The following is a 17,370-nucleotide window of genomic DNA, read 5'->3' on the forward strand; positions in this document are numbered from 1 at the left end:
ACCAGGAAACTCTAGAGCGAAGGTCGTCGTCGCCAGCAGCGCCGCCGCCCTCGTCAGTGATCGGGCTTATAGACCCCACACCTCGCAGACGTCAACAGGGATTTTTGCGACCTCGATAGAAATTCCATAACACATTGAAAATGCGATATAAATTCTATTCACAGCCATGAACGGCAGATTTTCGCCCGGTTCGACGGGCGAAAATCGCCGCCACAGTCGGATCAGCCGGCCTTTGCCTCATCATTGCCGCGCAGCAGCCGGATCAGAGCGGAAAAGTCTTCGCCGCCATGGCCGAGTTTCTCGAACATCGAATAGAGCTGGGCTGCCTGAGCGCCCATCGGCGTCGACGCGCCGGCGGCGCTTGCGGCCTGCTGCGACAGCTTCAGATCCTTCAGCATCAGGCTCGCGGCAAAACCCGGCTTGTAGTCGTTGTTGGCAGGCGAGGTCGCAACCGGCCCCGGGACCGGGCAATAGCTCGTCAGCGACCAGCACTGACCGGACGAGGTCGAGGCAACGTCGAACAATGCCTGATGCGACAGGCCGAGGCGCTCGGCCAGAACGAAGGCTTCGCAGACGCCGGCCATGGAAATGCCGAGGATCATGTTGTTGCAGATCTTTGCCGCCTGCCCCGCGCCGGTTCCACCGCAATGGACGATCTTCTTGCCCATGGCATCGAGCAGAGGCTTGCCGCGCGAGAATGCCTCGTCGCCGCCGCCGACCATGAAGGTCAGCGTTCCGGCCGAAGCTCCGCCGGTTCCGCCGGAGACCGGCGCGTCGAGAGAGGGGCAGCCGATCTTTTCGGCGAGCGCATGCGCCTTGCGGGCGCTGTCGACGTCGATCGTCGAACTGTCGATCAGCAGCGTGCCGGGATCGACGAAGCCGAGAAGCTCATCCCAGACGTAGAGAACATGGGCACCGGCCGGCAGCATGGTGATCACGCATTCGGCGCCGCGCACCGCATGTGCAATCGAGCCGGCGACGGAGACACCGGTCTTTGCCGCGGCATTGCGCGAAGCTTCCGACAGGTCGAAGCCGGTGACCGTGTGGCCCGCCTTCACCAGATTGGCAGCCATCGGCCCGCCCATATTGCCAAGCCCGATAAAGGCGATCTTCGTCATGTCATTCCTCCTCGCATTGAAACTCGACCAGGCCGAAAGGGCGCCCATCCTCCGGCGCTAGAACAGCGGCGGGTGATCCTTGTTCGCAAACCGCGCGAGCATCGCGGGCGTGACGTCGGCCAAGCTCACCGACCATTTCGGATTGCGGTCCTTGTCGATGACTGCGGCACGCACGCCCTCGTAGAAGTCGGGATTGGCGAGCATTCCGAGCGTCGCAGAATATTCCCGTTCGAGGCATTCGTTCAGCGACGCGCTGCGGCGGCCGGCGCGCAGGAGATCGAGCGTCAGCTTCATGCTGAGTGCGGAGCGGGCGTTGAGGAGCGCAAGCGTCTCCCTGGCGAAATCGGAGCCGTCAGCCGTAAGCGCCGCCAGAATTTCTTCAACCGTGTCGAAGGCAAAGCAGCGATCGATGAGGTCAAGGTGGTGTTGAAGCGGCGTTGCCGGCGCTGCAGACGCGCGCCTGGCGATGGCCCGGTCAACATCGGAACTGCCCGCGGCCGGCTGCAGTGCGGCCAGATCCGCGATCAGCGCCTCCAGCGTGTCCGAAGCAACAAAGCTGTCGGCAAGGCGGGCATGGATCGCGTCTGCGGCAACGATATCCCGGCCCGTCAGACCGAGATAGGTGCCAAACTCGCCCGGCGCCTTCGGCAAAAGCCAGGTGGCGCCGACATCCGGGAAATAGCCGATGCCGGTTTCCGGCATAGCAAGCCGCGTCCGCTCGGTAACGATGCGATGGCTGCCATGGGCAGAAATCCCGACGCCACCGCCCATGACGATGCCGTCCATGATGGCGACATAGGGCTTGGCGAAGGCGCAGATGCGGCTGTTGACGACGAACTCCTCGCGCCAGAACTGCGCGCCCTCCTCCGGCCGCACGCGGCCGCTCTCATAGATCATGCGGATATCGCCGCCGGCGCAAAGCCCGCGCTCGCCCTCGCCGGTCACGAGCACGGCGGCCACCGCCGGGTCGTTCTCGAATTCGGTGAGAGCGGCCGCGATCAACCGGATCATCGGCACGTTGAGGCTGTTGAGCGCGCGTGTCCGGTTGAGCCTTATCCGGCCAAGCGCCCCCTGCCGCTCGACGATGACTTCCGGCGCTGGCGTCTGCATTTCCATGAATGGTCCTTCCCTGGTCCGACCTACTTCCGGCCGATGAGCGAGCGCGCAACGATCAGGCGCATGATCTCGTTGGTGCCCTCGAGGATCTGGTGCACCCGCAGGTCCCTGACAATCTTCTCGACGCCATAATCGGCGAGATAGCCGTAGCCGCCATGAAGTTGCAGCGCGTCGTTGGCGACGGCGAAGCAGCGGTCGGTGACGAAGCGCTTGGCCATGGCGCAGAGCTTGGTTGCCTCCGCGTCGCCGGCATCGAGCGCCGAGGCGGCGCGCCAGAGGAAGGTTCGGGCGATTTCGAGATCGGTCGCCATGTCGGCGAGACGGAACTGCAGGGCCTGGAATTCGCCGATCGCTTTGCCGAAGGCGCGGCGTTCCTGAACGTAGGCGAGCGCCCTTTCGAAGGCGGATTGAGCGCCGCCGAGCGAGGCGGCAGCAATGTTCAGCCGCCCGCCATCGAGCCCGCCCATGGCGATCTTGAAGCCGTCGCCCTCTCCGCCCAGCCGATTTTTCGCCGGAACCCGCACGCCGTCGAGCATCACGGCCCGGGTCGGCTGCACATGCCAGCCCATCTTCTTCTCGTTGGCGCCGAAGGTCAGGCCAGGGGTGTCCTTCTCGACGATGAAGGTCGAAATGCCCTTGGGGCCATCCTCGCCGGTTCGCGCCATGATCACGTAAAGACCGGATTCGCCGGCACCGGAGATGAACTGCTTCTGGCCGGTCAGGACATAATCATTGCCGTCCTTGACCGCTTTGGTCTTCAACGCCGCCGCATCCGAGCCGGAACCGGGCTCGGTAAGGCAGTAGCTCGCAAGCACGTCCATGGTCAAAAGCTTCGGCAGCAGCCGTTGCCGCTGCTCGTCCGTGCCGTAGCGGTCGATCATGCCGGCGCACATGTTGTGGATCGACATGAACGAGGCGACGGCCGGGCAGCCGGTCGCCAGCGCCTCGATGATGATGGCGGCGTCGAGCCGCGTCAGGCCCGTGCCGCCGACATCGTCGCGCACGTAGATGCCGGCCATGCCGAGCGCTGCGGCGCCGCGCAGCGTGTCGACCGGAAAATGCTTCTGCTGATCCCAGTCGATCGCGTGCGGGGCAATCTCGTCGCGGGCGAAATCGAGCGCCATCTGACGAATGGCCTCCTGTTCCTCCGACAGGCGAAAATCCATATGCATGTCCTCCCTGACCGCATACCGGCTGCAGGTTTGCTTGAAACCTGCAACCATTCAAAGTGCTACAGCGACCTTTGCGCGTCTCATGTGACGCGCCGCGCTACAGGCGATGAAGGCCTAGTTACACCAAACTTCGCACACGCCCATATGCAACTTCTCACAGGCCCTGTTCAAAAACGAACAGACGACCCCGATCAGCTCTCGCTTAGACGATACGGCAGAGCGCCGCGTAAGTCATGATCCACGATCAGGCGACGCTTCAAAGGCGGCACTGCGCGGCTCGCGCATTTCGTCCGCTCGCAGATGCGACAGGAAATGCCGATCGGATCGAAGGCCGCGCGGTTGCCGAGATCCATGTCGTCGGCATAGACGAAGGCATCGGCGTAGGAGACCTCGCAGCCGAGCGCCAGCGCATAACGCGGCTGCGCGGCACGGAACCCGCCACCGCCCTTGGTGATCTGGGTGGCGAGACAGAGGTAGCGGACACCATCCGGCGTCTCGGCCAGCTGGCGGATGATCCGGCCCGGCGTTTCGAAGGCCTGATGCACGTTCCAGAGCGGACAGGCGGCGCCGAAGCGGGCGAATTGCAGCTTCGCCGCGCTGTGGCGCTTGGTGATGTTGCCGGCACGGTCGATGCGGGCGAAAAAGATCGGAATGCCCTTCTGCCCCGGCCGTTGCAGGGTCGAGAGGCGATGGCAGACCTGCTCCAGCGAGGCACCGAAGCGGGCGGCGAGCAGTTCGATGTCGTGACGCAAGTCGCGGGCGGCCTTTAGGAAGGCCTGGTAGGGCAGGATCAGGGCGCCGGCGAAGTAGTTCTGCAGGCCGATGCGACAGATCTCATAGGCCTCTTCCGTGCGGAAACCGGCACTGCCGGCCACCCGGTCGATCTCCTCGCGGGCGTGGAGCTGGGCGATCTGCAGGGCGATCTGGAAATCGCGCGTCGCCGCCGGCGCGTAAGGGTTGAGCGTCAGGATGCGGGCGCGCGGATCGAAGCGTCGGATCGCCTCGTCGCCGGCGGCACCGCGCACCACCCGGACCCCGTGGCGCTGCTCCAGATAGCTTGCAAGTGCCGCATGATTGTCGCCCTCGCCGAGCCCGAGTTCGCTTGCCAAGCGCTCCGCGAGGATATCGATCTCGTGAATGTAGTTGTCGACGAAGTGGAAGAAGTCGCGCACCTCTTCGTAAGGCGTCGTTTCGACGAAGGGGCCGCCGCGGCCGATCGTGTCGTCGATGCTCGCAAGTTGCTCGCTGTTGCGGCGATAGGCCTGGTGGCAGGTGATCAGCGCATGCGCCAGCCCCGGCGCGTTCTGCGCGACGAGCTTCAGCTCCTGCAGGCTTGCCGAATAGCTCTCGAACAGCGGATCGCTGAGCGCTTCCGAGAGCGCGGAGAGCAAACGATCTCCTTCCCCGGTCGAAAGCTCGGCGATGTCGATCTGGAATTTTTCGGCGAGCGCCAGAAGCACCGCGGCCGAAACCGGCCGCTGGTTGTTCTCGATCTGGTTGAGATAGCTGGTGGAAATACCGATGCGCTCAGCGAACTGGCCCTGCGTTGCCCTGTTCGCCTCCCGCAGTTCCCTGACCTTGCGGCCGATATAGAGCTTGCCGATCGCCATGTTTGCAACTTTGCAATTTACGTTTCACAAATTTCTCTATTTCACATTTGCACATGAAGAGACGTTTTTCCATCCACCCTTCGACGCTATTGCGAAGCGACAAGCGCCTCTGCACAATTGTTGAAAAATTGAGCACTGAGAAAGAACCGGAGGGCACCATGCGCGCCATACTAGAACAGGTCGAAGCCCGGCGGGCGGAAGCAAGAGCCGGCGGCGGCCAGCGGCGCATCGACGCGCAGCACGGCAAGGGCAAGCTGACGGCGCGCGAACGCATCGAGGTGCTGCTCGATGACGGCTCCTTCGAAGAATACGACATGTATGTGACGCACCGCTGCGTCGATTTCGGCATGGAGAGCCAGAAGGTCGCCGGCGACGGCGTCGTCACCGGCTGGGGCACGATCAACGGCCGTCAGGTCTATGTCTTTTCCCAGGACTTCACGGTGCTCGGCGGCTCCCTGTCGGAAACCCATGCGCAGAAGATCTGCAAGATCATGGATATGGCGGTCAGAAACGGCGCGCCGGTGATCGGCCTCAACGACAGTGGCGGCGCCCGCATTCAGGAAGGCGTGGCGTCGCTTGCCGGTTATGCCGAGGTCTTCCGCCGCAATGCCGAGGCCTCGGGCGTCATTCCGCAGATCTCTGTCATCATGGGCCCCTGCGCCGGTGGCGCCGTCTATTCGCCCGCCATGACCGACTTCATCTTCATGGTCCGCGATAGCTCCTACATGTTCGTCACCGGGCCAGACGTCGTGAAGACCGTGACGAACGAGATCGTCACGGCGGAAGAACTCGGCGGAGCGCGCACGCACACCTCGAAATCTTCGGTCGCCGACGGCGCCTATGAAAACGACATCGAGGCGCTCGAGGCCACCCGCCTGCTCTTCGATTTCCTGCCGCTCAACAACCGCGAAAAGCCGCCGGTCCGCCCGTTCCACGACGATCCGTCGCGGCTCGAAATGCGCCTCGACAGCCTGATCCCCGACAGCGCCACCAAACCCTATGACATGAAGGAGCTGATCCTGGCGCTTGCCGACGAGGGCGATTTCTTCGAACTGCAGCAGAGCTTCGCCAAGAACATCATCACCGGCTTCATCCGCATGGAGGGCCAGACGGTCGGCGTCGTCGCCAACCAGCCGATGGTGCTCGCCGGCTGCCTCGACATCGACAGTTCGCGCAAGGCCGCGCGCTTCGTGCGCTTCTGCGACGCCTTCTCGATCCCGATCCTGACGCTGGTCGACGTGCCCGGCTTCCTGCCCGGCACCGCCCAGGAATATGGCGGCGTCATCAAGCATGGCGCCAAGCTGCTCTTTGCCTACAGCCAGGCGACCGTGCCGATGGTGACGCTGATTACCCGCAAGGCCTATGGCGGCGCCTATGACGTCATGGCCTCCAAGCACATCGGCGCTGACGTCAACTATGCCTGGCCGACCGCCGAGATCGCCGTGATGGGCGCAAAGGGCGCGACCGAAATCCTCTACCGCTCCGAACTCGGCGACGCCGACAAGATCGCGGCGCGCACCAAGGAATACGAAGAGCGCTTTGCCAATCCGTTCGTGGCGGCAGAGCGTGGCTTCATCGACGAGGTGATCATGCCGCATTCGTCGCGCCGCCGCATCGCGCGCGCCTTCGCATCGCTGCGCAACAAGCAGGTCGATCTGCGCTGGCGCAAGCACGACACGATCCCGCTCTAATGGAGGCGATGATGGAACGGGAGCCGGAGCGCATCATGACGCCGGAAGAGGCCCGTCGCGACCACTGGCAGATGCTACGCTACATGACCATCAATGCACTGATCGGCGTTGCGATCGGGGCTATCACCGCGGCTGCGCTGATCTGGCTCAATATCGGCGCGGTCGGCACCCATATCGTCCGCTCGACGAGCCCGGTGCTCGCCACGCTCATGGTCGTCGTGCCCTTCGCGCTGCTTTTCGGCGGTGCTGCCGCCGCCTCCTCGATCGCGCTTCTGCCTTACCGCCGCAAGTTCAAACGCTGACGCCAGGATTTGAAAGAGAAACAGATGTTCAAGAAAATCCTCATCGCCAACCGTGGTGAAATCGCCTGCCGCGTCATCAAGACTGCGAAAAAGCTGGGCATTGCAACGGTCGCGGTCTATTCCGACGCCGACCGTGACGCGATGCATGTGCGCATGGCGGACGAGGCCGTGCATATCGGCCCCTCGCCTTCGGCTCAGTCCTATATCGTCATCAACAAGATCATCGACGCGATCCGCAGGACCGGCGCCGACGCCGTTCATCCGGGCTATGGCTTCCTCTCGGAGAACGCCGCGTTCGCCGAAGCGCTCGAGAAGGAGGGCGTCGCCTTTATCGGCCCGCCTGTTGGTGCCATCCAGGCGATGGGCGACAAGATCACCTCCAAGAAGCTCGCGGCCGAGGCCGGCGTTTCCACGGTTCCGGGGCATATGGGCCTGATCGAGGATGCGGACGAAGCCGTCCGGATCGCCGCATCGATCGGCTATCCCGTGATGATCAAGGCGTCTGCCGGCGGCGGCGGCAAGGGCATGCGCATCGCCTGGAACGACCAGGAGGCACGCGAGGGCTTTCAGTCGTCGAAGAACGAGGCGAAGAACGCGTTTGGCGACGACCGCATCTTCATCGAGAAATTCGTCACCGAGCCGCGCCACATCGAGATCCAGGTGCTCGGCGACAAGCACGGCAACACGCTCTACCTCGGAGAGCGCGAATGCTCGATCCAGCGGCGCAACCAGAAGGTCATCGAGGAGGCCCCCTCGCCCTTCCTCGACGCCGAGACCCGCAAGGCCATGGGCGAACAGGCGGTCGCGCTCGCCAGGGCCGTCGGCTACCATTCGGCCGGCACCGTCGAATTCATCGTCGACGGCAAGCGCAATTTCTACTTCCTCGAGATGAACACCCGCCTGCAGGTGGAGCATCCGGTCACCGAGCTCATCACCGGGCTCGATCTCGTCGAGCAGATGATCCGGGTTGCTGGCGGCGAAAAGCTCGCCTTCGGCCAGGACGACGTGAAGCTCAATGGCTGGGCCATCGAAAGCCGGCTTTACGCCGAAGATCCCTACCGCAACTTCCTGCCTTCGATCGGCCGGCTGACGCGCTATCGGCCGCCGGCCGAAGGCAAGCGCGACGACGGAACCGTGACGCGCAACGACACCGGCGTCTTCGAGGGCGGCGAGATCTCGATGTTCTACGACCCGATGATCGCCAAGCTCTGCACCTGGGGACCGGACCGGCAGGCGGCGGTGGAAGCCATGGCCGATGCGCTCGATCGGTTCGAGGTGGAAGGCATCGGCCACAACCTGCCGTTCCTTTCAGCCGTCATGCAGCAGCAGCGCTTCCGCGAGGGCCGACTGACGACCGCCTATATCGCCGAAGAGTTCGCAGACGGATTCCACGGCGTCGCGGCCGATGCGCCGTCGCTGCGCAAGCTCGCCGCCATTGCGGTCTCGATCAATCAGGTGCTGCAGGAGCGCGCCAGCCAGATTTCCGGCACGATCGGCAACCACCGCCGCGTCGTCGGCCATGATTGGGTGGTCAGCCTCGCCGATCACGATCTCGCCGTGTCGGCCGGTTCGTCCGCTGACGGCTCCTATGTGCGCTTTGCCGATGGTGCATCGGTGACCATCGCCGGCGACTGGGCGCCCGGTCGCACGCTTGCCACCTTCAACATCGACAATGAGCCGTTGAGCATCAAGGTCGATCTGGTCGACACCGCCATTCGGCTTCGCTGGCGCGGCATCGACGTCATCACACGCGTCAGGAGCCCGCGCGTTGCCGAACTGGCGCGATTGATGCCGAAGAAGCTGCCGCCGGATACGTCGCGCATGCTGCTTTGCCCGATGCCCGGTGTCATCACCTCGGTCACCGTCAAGGCGGGCGACACGGTCGAGGCAGGGCAGGCGCTTGCGGTGGTCGAGGCGATGAAGATGGAGAACATCCTGCGCGCCGAGAAGAAGGCCGTGGTCAAACGCGTGGCCGTCACAGCCGGCGCCAGCCTCGCGGTCGACGAACTGATCATGGAATTCGAGTGACGACCTGTCATAGCCGTCCTCACTCCTGTGCTTGTCACAGGAATCCAGCAGCGTCGCGTCTGCGACGCGGAGAATTCAGTCTTTCACGCGAAGGACTTCGCGTGGCTGGATCCCTGTGACAAGCACAGGGATGAGGCGAGGAAGGCGCCCTTTTCGGGCAAGGAGCTAGCGATGAGCCAAAAGACCATCAAGGACTGGGAAACGCTTGCCGAGCGCGAGCTCAAGGCAACGCCGGAAAGCCTCACCTGGCAGACGCCCGAGGGTATCGCGGTGAAGCCGCTCTATACGGCGGACGATCTCGGTGGCATCGATCACCTCTCGTCACTCCCGGGCTTCGAACCCTTCGTGCGCGGCCCGCGGGCGACGATGTATGCCGGCCGTCCCTGGACGATCCGCCAGTATGCCGGTTTCTCGACGGCCGAGGCCTCGAACGCCTTTTATCGAAAGAACCTTGCGGCTGGGCAGAAGGGCCTCTCGGTCGCCTTCGACCTTGCGACCCACCGCGGCTACGACAGCGATCATCCGCGCGTCGAGGGCGATGTCGGCAAGGCGGGTGTGGCGATCGACTCGGTCGAGGACATGAAGATCCTCTTCGACGGCATTCCGCTCGAGGAGATGTCGGTGTCGATGACGATGAACGGCGCGGTCATCCCGATTCTGGCCTCCTTCATCGTCGCGGGCGAGGAACAGGGCGTTTCGCGCGACAAGCTCTCAGGCACCATCCAGAACGACATCCTCAAGGAGTTCATGGTCCGCAACACCTACATCTATCCGCCGGAACCCTCGATGCGCATCGTCGCCGATATCATCGAGTACACGGCGAGAGAGATGCCGAAGTTCAACTCGATCTCGATTTCCGGCTACCACATGCAGGAAGCGGGCGCGACGCTGGTGCAGGAGCTTGCCTTCACGCTTGCAGACGGACGCGAATATGTGCGCGCGGCCCTTGCCAAAGGGCTGAACGTCGACGAGTTCGCCGGCCGGCTTTCCTTCTTCTTTGCAATCGGCATGAACTTCTTCATGGAGGCGGCGAAACTTCGGGCGGCGCGGCTGCTGTGGACCCGTATCATGAAGGAGTTCGAGCCGAAGAAGCCGTCGTCGCTGATGTTGCGCACCCATTGCCAGACTTCGGGCGTCTCGCTGCAGGAGCAGGATCCCTATAACAACATCATCCGCACCGCGTTTGAGGCAATGTCCGCTGCCCTCGGCGGCACGCAATCGCTGCACACCAATTCCTTCGACGAGGCAATCGCCCTGCCGACGGAGTTTTCGGCGCGCATCGCCCGCAACACGCAGTTGATCCTGCAGCACGAGACCGGCGTCACCAAGGTCGTCGATCCGCTCGCCGGTTCCTACTATGTCGAGAGCCTGACGAACGAACTCGCCGATAAGGCATGGGCGCTGATCGAGGAGGTCGAGGCGATGGGCGGCATGACCCGTGCGGTCAATGCCGGCCTGCCGAAGCGGCTGATCGAGGAGGCGGCGACCCGGCGACAGGCCGCCGTCGACAAGGGCGAGGAGATCATCGTCGGGGTCAACAAGTATCGCCTCGACAACGAGGAACCGATCGACATCCTGGAAATCGACAACAGCGCCGTGCGCGCCGCCCAGATCCGCCGGATCGAGGAGACGAAACGGCGACGCAACAGCGCCGAGGTGACGAAGACCCTCGCTGCCCTTTCTGAGGTCGCCGCGACTGGCGAAGGCAACCTGCTTGCCGCCGCCGTCGAGGCGGCGCGGGCGCGCGCCACCGTCGGCGAAATCTCCGATGCGATGCGTGGAGCGTTCGGCGATCACGCAGCCACCCCCAAGGTGGTCAGCAAGATCTACGGCAAGGCCTATGAGGGCGAGCCGGAACTCGAGGTGCTGTCCGGTCGCCTCGACGAGGTCTCGGCGAAACTCGGCCGCAAGCCGAAGATCATGGTCGCCAAGCTCGGCCAGGACGGCCACGACCGTGGCGCCAAGGTTATCGCGTCGGCCTTTGGCGACATCGGCTTCGACGTGCTCGCGGGCCCACTGTTCCAGACCCCGGAGGAAGCCGCCGACATGGCGCTCGCGAGCAAGGTCAATGTGATCGGCGTCTCCTCGCTGGCGGCGGGCCACAAGACGCTGATGCCGCAGCTTGCCGAAGCGCTGAAGAAGCGCGGCGGCGAGGATGTCATCGTCATCTGCGGCGGTGTCATCCCGCGCCAGGACTACGACTACCTGATGGAGAACGGCGTGTCGGCCGTCTTCGGCCCCGGCACCAATGTGCTCGATGCCGCCCGCGCCGTGCTCGACCTGATCGAGGGAAAGCGGCGCAACATCTGATAGAGGGCGAGGCGGAGGGACTTCGTCTCTCCGCCTGTCCCGTGCGGTTGTCGTCGGTGGCCGGCGCAACTATGGTGTCGACATGACATCGATCGCCGAAGTCTTCGGACCCTTCGCCCTGATGGGGCGCCTCCTCGCCCGCTTCTGGCCGCAGCTTCTGCTGATCGGCGCCTGCGGCGCCATCGCGCATGATCTCCTGATGCGCGCGGCGGTCTGGATCGGGCTGCAGCATCCGCTCGGCGGCATGGTGACGCTCTCCTTCGTCGTCCTGGCAAAGCTCGTCGTCATCGTTCTCATGTTCATGGTCCTTCGCCCCGGCTTGCCGGCGCTCGAGGCCCTCCGACAGCAACCGGCCACCGCCCGTGTCGGGACAGCAGCGCAGACACCCGACCGCCGGCTGCTCGCCGTTACCGCCGCCGCCATTCTGCCGTTCTTCGCCTATTATGCCGCCTGGGGCTTCCTGGGCGATACCGTGCGCGAATACTCGCGCTCGGCGCTTCATGCCGTAGCCTTCGGCGAAAAGTCCGACTTCTTCGACATCCTGGGATCGCACGGCGTCCTTGTGTCGATCGCACTCTGCTGGCTGGTGCGCTGGGGCGCAAAACGCATGAGCAAGCTGAGCGAAGCGCCCTTCTGGCGGCTGCTGGTCGTAGCGGCCGACGCAAGCTGGATTTTCATCGGCCTCTATGGCCTGTCCATCTGGAAGGACCAGTTCATCACCTGGCTCGGGGCCGGCAAGCTCCTGAGCATGAATGGCCTCTCCTTCAGCGGCATCGCCCATGCCGCCGAGACCTTCGTCCCGGTGGAACTGAGAAGCCCCGATTGGGGCGCACAGGCCGAGAGCCTGTTCTTCTACGCGCTCCTTCCGATCATCTGGCTGGTCATGGCGGCCATTATCAACGGCTACGAGCTCTCAAGCGCAGCACCGCGCACGAAACCGTCACCACTCGGCCCTCGCCGCTCTCGGACCCTTCGCAAATGGATTGCCGATTTTCTCGACCACTTCCTCAGCGATTATCGTTCCCGCTACGCGCCGATCTGGACCTGCCTAAAGCTGACGCTCGGCTCGGGGCTTGCAGCACTTTTTGCCTTCATTATCGCCTACAACGCCTTTGCCTGGCTCGGCGCCTGGATCTGGTACGCGGCAACACGGACGCTAGGCGTGGGCGATCTGGCGAGCTGGCAGGTCGTCGTCGACGCCTTGAGCCTTTTCATCGGCAGTCCCAGCGATCTCAACGGCGGCATCCTGCTCGACGCGCTGCGTATCACCCTGCTGGCGGCGATGCTTGAGCACGCCGTGTCCCGTCAGGCCGAAAAGGCCGATGTCAGCTACGCGTCCACCTGAAGACCAGCGTCTCTTCGCTGGCGCCTGGAAACTCAATCCGGAGCGAAAGGTCCCGCGCCTCCGCCGGAACGATGAAGCTCTCGGCCATGCGAACCGCGGCGCCGCCCTTGGCATCGGTAAACGCAAGCGCACCGCAGCGCGGACGATCCGCCACCTCCGGATACATCTTGCGCACGGCCGGCTCGGCGAGCGCCACGGGTTCGAAGCGACGCCCCTTGCCGTCGACCAGCCGGACGCGGCAGGCGCCTTGCGACAAGATTGCGGGGTCGGTCGGCGATGCCTCGAATTCGGCGAGAATGATGCGCGCATCGTCGCTGCGCGGCAGGCGTCTCATGTCCAGAAGCTTCCACTGCCCGCCGGCGAAGGCCTGCGGCGCGCCATCCTCGGCGACAATGTCCACCTTGTGTATCGCCAGCCATTGGCTCTCGCGCAGGCTCTCCCAGGCGCGGACGACGAAGGCGAGCGGCAGCACGACGATCAGCGCCACAAGACAGGTCCAGAAGGTGCGCTTCTCGCTCATGGCGGCCTCCTCAGCGCGCGGCCAACGTCCAGGGCGCACCGCCGGCGCTGCGGGAAATGGTGACGGACGGTTTGATTTCGGTCGGTTTCCGGTCTCCGAGCGCAATCGAGAGTTCCTCGGCGAGCGGCATCACCAGGCTGCGGGCGACAAGCAGCGTGCCTTTGTCCACGGCCGTCTCGGGAAGTTCGAAGGCAAGGAGCACAGGCCTCGGCAGGCCCGGTTCGAGCCGTTCCGTCGGCAGATAGCCGGACACGGTCGAGAACCGCTGGCTGAGCGCGTAACGCACGCCATTGCCTGCCTGCCACTCCGCCGACATCAACGTCATCGTTTCCGTCTTGGCGACGGCCGCGCCCTCGATGATCAGCCAGACACCTGATGTGGAATAGTCCTTGACGCGCCCGAAGCTCTCGACCTTGACTGCACGCGCCAGGTGTACGCTGGCAGCGCCGAAGGCGAAGTCTTGGGTTTCCACCCGTTCGCCGACCGCACCGCGAACGGCGATCGGCGCGGTGATGTCGCCGTAGCCGGGCATGCTCTCTCGCATCGCATAGAGCATTGCAATCGCAAGCGCACAGAGCAGCAGCGTGCGGAGAGCCGATATCATTGCTCCGTCGGCTCCGCAGCTTGCGCGACCGCCAGTGCCACCACGGCAGCTTCGCCGTCACCGAACCAATTGGGTGCGCCGTAGAGGTTGTCGCGCGGCTTGTAGATCTGTTTGCCGATCGAGAGCGAAAGCGTCTCCGGTTCCGGGCGGTCCGCCGGCCATTCCCAGACGGCGATAAGCTTTTCCGGCATGTTCGGATTGATTGCGCTCGCGATCCACTTGTCCCGCGCCAGGTAATAGGTGGGCTTCGGCTGCAGCGGAGCGCCTTCATCCTTGATCGTGATCAGGTTCATGAAGGCATTGCTGCTGGCCATGGAGCGGTTGTCGAGTTCGAGGTCCACCAGCAGGAACCGTTTCGGCTCGAACGGTTTGGTCCCGGTCGGCGGCGTTGACGACATATGGGCGTCGTTGATCGTCACCCGCCACCGGCCGGTGTCGACGGTCTGGCCCTTGCCGATCGTCGGAACGGCGACCGGGTTGGCTGCGTCGTAAACCGCCGAGGCAAACGAAATCGCCGCCGCTGCCATGCCACCGATACCAGTGACAAGCATGACCAACAGGCGCCGCCTGATCTTCGACCGCCGCATGACCGGCATCTCTCCTCCACGCACCCTGCGCATACTGCAACCGGAAGATAGGAAAGTTTGCCGGGGAAATCAAAACGGGCGCGGCGAATACGGTTGCTGCCGCGGACGCGACCTCAGAACGAAAGCTCGAATGTGGAATACTGGAGCGTCGGAACGAAACCATGTGCCGTGTAAACAGCGCGGGCAGCCATTGCCGCCGTCGGGCCAGCGAGGCGCACGCGTTGGGTCAGATGCGGTGCATCTCTGTCGCCGGCTCCTCGGAAGCCGGATGCTTTTTCTCGAAGGTCGCGCGGATGGACATGGGCGCCCCGTCCCCTCGCGACACCACCATGAACATCTGCAATTGCCCGCCGCGCCGAACGAACTGGATGCCGAAGCTTCTGCCGCCATAGGCGCCGGAAACGGTCGGCTTCCACGCCCCCTTGCCGGCGGCAAGCTGCAGATCGGCGAAGCGCTCGATGTTCGCCACGGCCTGCCAGCCGTTGTTGCTGCTGACGGTCAAGAGGTCGCCGTGCCTGACGATGCCGATATAGCATATGTCGCATTGCCCGGCCGTCGAGGTCAGTTGCCGCCACTGTCCGGAAAAAGGATCGCCGTCGGCCCTGACGGCGGCGGCAGACGAAAGAAGCAACAGGCCGGCGACACCGGCCCCGTACAGCAACTTCATTCTTCCACTCCCTGATCGCACCTGTTAACGGAACTCTACACATGCAATGATTGCGACGCGCAAGAAAACAACCAAATCGCAGGCGGTCAAGATCAGGCGGCCGCAAAGCTGTGCATCGCCGCAGCGGCCACGTGAGAGGCTTGCGATTACCAACGTCTCGACCCACCCGTGATTGGCGCTTGCCTTCTGCTTGCGACGGGCGACAATTGCACGAGGCGGAAAGCGGGGCGACCAGCCGCTCGGCCCGTATCCTCCGCCGAACCGGGGAGGCCGGCAATGCGAAAACTGCAATCGCAAGGCGTTCACCACATCACGCTTGTCGGGGCGGACCGGCAGACATCGATCGACTTCTGGGAGGGGCTTCTCGGCATGCCCTTCATTTTCGAGCAGCCGAACCTCGACCGGGCGAGCGAAAGCCATCTCTATTTCGATCCCGGCGATGGCCGCCTGATCACCGTCTTCACGGACGAGAACCGCACGCCCGATCCCGAGCGTACCGCGACGGACATGGGCTGTGTTCACCACATCGCCTTTGCCGTTTCGCGCGCGACATTCACCCAGGCTGTGGAACGGCTCGACGAGCGAAAGATCAGGCACAGCGGCGTCAAGGATCGCGGCTTCATGGATTCGATCTACTTCGAGGACCCTCTCGGGCTTCTCGTCGAGCTCGCCTCCTATCGCTTTGAACCACCACCAGGTCATACCCACGCCGAGGTGCTAATGGAGGCCCACAAGGTCAGGGTCGCACGCGGCGACTACAACATCGCCGAGGTTCATCTGGCCGATGCGATCGAGGCACTGGTCGAGCGGACCCGGCCGACGCTTTCGCCCGATCGCTCGCCGAAGGACCCTTTCGGTCGGCGATAGTGCCATCTGAGGATTGTGCAGCTCAAAATGCGCCTGAGCGCCGACGCGGGAGCCAGCGTCGGAAGTATGGCGTTCGACAGGGAGGAGACCATGTCAGCAATCCAGCTCAACGTCATCAAACCCAGCGTCAACAACATGACGGCGCGCGTGTTTCTGAGAGCGGCCAAGCTCGATTTCAGTGAAAACGATGTCTATGGCCAGACGCGCTCACCCGAATATCTGGCGCGAGCGCCATCGCATCTGACACCGATGATCGAGACGGCGGATCTGCCCAAAGGCGCGCTTTGGGAAAGCTGCGCCATCATGCAGTACCTGTGCAACAAACATGGGCTTGATGACTTTTACCCAAAGGGCCCGGAAGCCCGCGCCATGGTCGACAGCGCCATGTTCTATCTGATCGGCACATTCTATCCGTATCTCGCCCGCGCCACCTATCCGACCCTGAACTTTCCGCTTTACGCAGGTGAAGTCGGCTGCAGCGATGCCGATGCGGCGACGAAGGAGATCGCCCGCCAGGCGGCGGTTGCGGCCCTTGCCGAACCGCTCGACGTTTTCCGCGCGTTCTATATCGGCGACAAGCCCTTCATCGGTGGCGCCAGGCCCTCGATCGCCGATATCCGGCTCGCCGCAACGCTCGAGTTCCTGGCCGCGATCGACTATGACCTGCCGGGCTGGGCAAAGGCTTACATGGCAAGCATCGAACGAACGCTCGGGGCCGCCTATACGGAGCCCGCCGCCGACGTCCGCGGCTATATCGCCTATGTGAAATCGCAGCGGCAATAGGTCGGCGGCTGCGATCGAGGTCATTGAAGGAGGAGTGCGACGCCGGTCGCTCCGAGCGCGAGCGTCCAGAGGCGATCGAAGTTGATCCAGGTGGAACGCAGAACCGCGAGATCGAACCAGGCGAAGACGGCAAGCGAGAGCGCCGCTGTGACAGCGAGCATCGCAATGCTGTGGACTGCGACGGCGGCGAGCGAGATCGGCAGCGAACTTGCCATCGCCAGCGCATCCGCCTGACCCGCGAGGCAGAGGCTAAGGACCGCTGGCACCAGCATCAGGCCGGCCCCGTGGCTCGTCGCCATCAGGAAGGACCAGAGTACCAGGCCCGCCATGCCGGTCCGCATCCCGATCCGCACGCGATGGCGATGGCCATAGAAAGCAGTGTAGCCGGCGGCCCCCAGAATGAGCACAGCCGCGGCCATCCTGAAGCTGTCCGGATCCAGCGTCGAGCCAAACGCCGCGACCACCGCGAGCACGATGGCGACGGAAATCGCGTGGCCAAGCGCGATCGGCCCAAGGGACAGCCAGACAACCCGGCTGCTCTGGCGATGAAGCCCGAGCGCCACGGCAAACAGCCAGCCCATCGCCGGATTGAGACCATGAAAGGCGCCGAGGCCGGCAAGCGAGAGCCAGGGCCAGACCGTCGTCATTCG

General features: G+C 63.9%; 16 protein-coding genes. 7 read left to right on the plus strand and 9 right to left on the minus strand.

Going from position 1 to position 17,370, the window contains the following annotated elements:
- Window positions 1-221: 221 nt before the first annotated feature.
- The 4 genes from mmsB to C1A35_RS32030 form a co-directional block, all read right to left on the minus strand.
- Window positions 222-1,118 (minus strand): 3-hydroxyisobutyrate dehydrogenase, encoded by an 897-nt coding sequence (gene mmsB / locus C1A35_RS32015; RefSeq protein WP_104668275.1) that lies wholly within the window; start codon window positions 1,116-1,118, stop codon window positions 222-224.
- Between the two features lie 57 nt (window positions 1,119-1,175).
- Window positions 1,176-2,234 carry an enoyl-CoA hydratase/isomerase family protein gene (locus tag C1A35_RS32020; RefSeq protein WP_104668276.1) on the minus strand — a complete coding sequence of 353 codons (1,059 nt, stop codon included), beginning with the start codon at window positions 2,232-2,234 and terminating at the stop codon, window positions 1,176-1,178.
- Window positions 2,235-2,257: 23 nt separating this feature from the next.
- Window positions 2,258-3,400, minus strand: coding sequence for an isobutyryl-CoA dehydrogenase (locus C1A35_RS32025; protein ID WP_199773086.1), 1,143 nt, complete (start codon window positions 3,398-3,400; stop codon window positions 2,258-2,260).
- 197 nt (window positions 3,401-3,597) lie between these two features.
- Entirely contained in the window at window positions 3,598-5,016 is a 1,419-nt protein-coding gene (locus C1A35_RS32030; RefSeq protein ID WP_104668277.1) for a helix-turn-helix domain-containing protein, read from the minus strand.
- Window positions 5,017-5,174: 158 nt separating this feature from the next.
- Between C1A35_RS32030 and C1A35_RS32035 the strand changes: the two genes are divergently transcribed.
- The 5 genes from C1A35_RS32035 (at window position 5,175) to C1A35_RS32055 (ending at window position 12,692) form a co-directional block, all read left to right on the plus strand.
- Window positions 5,175-6,707 carry an acyl-CoA carboxylase subunit beta gene (locus tag C1A35_RS32035; protein WP_104668278.1) on the plus strand — a complete coding sequence of 511 codons (1,533 nt, stop codon included), beginning with the start codon at window positions 5,175-5,177 and terminating at the stop codon, window positions 6,705-6,707.
- Between the two features lie 8 nt (window positions 6,708-6,715).
- Entirely contained in the window at window positions 6,716-7,009 is a 294-nt protein-coding gene (locus C1A35_RS32040) for a hypothetical protein (protein WP_234823092.1), read from the plus strand.
- Between the two features lie 24 nt (window positions 7,010-7,033).
- Window positions 7,034-9,037, plus strand: coding sequence for an acetyl-CoA carboxylase biotin carboxylase subunit (locus tag C1A35_RS32045; protein WP_104668279.1), 2,004 nt, complete (start codon window positions 7,034-7,036; stop codon window positions 9,035-9,037).
- Between the two features lie 171 nt (window positions 9,038-9,208).
- Window positions 9,209-11,347 (plus strand): methylmalonyl-CoA mutase, encoded by a 2,139-nt coding sequence (gene scpA / locus C1A35_RS32050; RefSeq protein ID WP_104668280.1) that lies wholly within the window; start codon window positions 9,209-9,211, stop codon window positions 11,345-11,347.
- An 82-nt stretch (window positions 11,348-11,429) separates the two neighbouring features.
- A complete protein-coding gene (locus C1A35_RS32055) occupies window positions 11,430-12,692 on the plus strand; it encodes a hypothetical protein (RefSeq protein ID WP_104668281.1) in 1,263 nt (420 codons plus the stop codon).
- Here C1A35_RS32055 and C1A35_RS32060 read toward each other — a convergent pair.
- The 4 genes from C1A35_RS32060 to C1A35_RS32075 form a co-directional block, all read right to left on the minus strand.
- The gene (locus tag C1A35_RS32060; protein WP_104668282.1) at window positions 12,673-13,212 is read right to left on the minus strand and encodes a hypothetical protein; all 540 of its coding nucleotides are present in this window, start codon (window positions 13,210-13,212) and stop codon (window positions 12,673-12,675) included. The genes C1A35_RS32055 and C1A35_RS32060 overlap by 20 nt on opposite strands.
- Window positions 13,213-13,222: 10 nt before the next feature.
- Entirely contained in the window at window positions 13,223-13,816 is a 594-nt protein-coding gene (locus C1A35_RS32065) for a hypothetical protein (RefSeq protein ID WP_104668283.1), read from the minus strand.
- Window positions 13,813-14,403 (minus strand): hypothetical protein, encoded by a 591-nt coding sequence (locus tag C1A35_RS32070; protein WP_104668349.1) that lies wholly within the window; start codon window positions 14,401-14,403, stop codon window positions 13,813-13,815. The genes C1A35_RS32065 and C1A35_RS32070 overlap by 4 nt, the downstream gene beginning before the upstream one ends.
- Before the next feature lie 226 nt (window positions 14,404-14,629).
- Window positions 14,630-15,070: a hypothetical protein gene (locus C1A35_RS32075; protein ID WP_104668284.1), complete on the minus strand. Its 441-nt coding sequence runs from the start codon at window positions 15,068-15,070 to the stop codon at window positions 14,630-14,632.
- Between the two features lie 276 nt (window positions 15,071-15,346).
- Here C1A35_RS32075 and C1A35_RS32080 point away from each other — a divergent pair, with 276 nt between their 5' ends.
- Together C1A35_RS32080 and C1A35_RS32085 are read left to right on the plus strand one after the other, a co-directional pair.
- Window positions 15,347-15,937, plus strand: coding sequence for a VOC family protein (locus C1A35_RS32080; RefSeq protein WP_104668285.1), 591 nt, complete (start codon window positions 15,347-15,349; stop codon window positions 15,935-15,937).
- Between the two features lie 90 nt (window positions 15,938-16,027).
- Window positions 16,028-16,720, plus strand: a complete 693-nt coding sequence (locus C1A35_RS32085) for a glutathione S-transferase family protein (protein ID WP_104668350.1) — start codon at window positions 16,028-16,030, stop codon at window positions 16,718-16,720.
- A gap of 20 nt (window positions 16,721-16,740) precedes the next feature.
- Here the strand turns inward: C1A35_RS32085 and C1A35_RS32090 are convergent, their stop codons facing one another.
- Window positions 16,741-17,367 (minus strand): hypothetical protein, encoded by a 627-nt coding sequence (locus tag C1A35_RS32090; protein ID WP_104668286.1) that lies wholly within the window; start codon window positions 17,365-17,367, stop codon window positions 16,741-16,743.
- Window positions 17,368-17,370 lie beyond the last annotated feature (3 nt).

The sequence above is a fragment of the Ensifer adhaerens genome (assembly GCF_002940685.1).
In the GTDB taxonomy this organism is placed as follows: Bacteria; Pseudomonadota; Alphaproteobacteria; order Rhizobiales; family Rhizobiaceae; genus Ensifer; species Ensifer adhaerens_E.